This window comes from Mesorhizobium sp. M7A.F.Ca.MR.245.00.0.0, from assembly GCF_003997415.1.
GTDB lineage: Bacteria > Pseudomonadota > Alphaproteobacteria > Rhizobiales > Rhizobiaceae > Mesorhizobium.
Genome location: NZ_RZTE01000115.1, coordinates 1 through 509, shown reverse-complemented (window position 1 = coordinate 509; position 509 = coordinate 1). Strand labels below are relative to the sequence as shown.

The 509-nt window shown below is 56.2% G+C and carries 1 protein-coding gene; it reads left to right on the top strand.

The annotated features are described in order from the left end of the window. On the top strand, nt 1-326 hold a 326-nt coding region (locus EOB80_RS34945; RefSeq protein ID WP_206516868.1), incomplete at its 5' end, for a hypothetical protein. Between the last annotated feature and the right edge of the window lie 183 nt (nt 327-509).

Genomic DNA, 509 nt, shown 5'->3' with positions numbered 1-509 from the left:
AGCGAAAGCCGATTTTCGAGGACGATATGGATCGATGTTTGGAACGCGATGATGCGATCCGGGTGATAGTTGCGTGTCTGGCAGGTCCTTTTGCAGAATCCGCATTCGAAGGCTATCTGGACCCGCGCGATATGGCGATGAATGCGTCCGATGGGAATGAGGGGAGCAGCGACTACGCGGATGCCAAGCGAATCTATGGTGAGTTTGCGGTTCCTGATGCCGCGCCGCCCCGATTGGGGGCGGATCGAAGATCGCACGGCCCGGCTAGTACTCGATCACTGGTCGGCCATCGAAGCATTGGCCGCGCATTTGCTGGTCAAGCATGATCTCCAATTCGATGAGGCTCTGACGATTGTTGCGCCGCATCTTCCGCCCATGCCAGCAGCTACGCCGCCAGAGCGTCATCCGCAGCCTGCTTGATCAGCCATTCGATGTGATTTGACCACATCTGCAACACCTCGCGCTTCTCCTTGACGTTGCTATAGAGATCGTAAATTTCGCCAATGTCT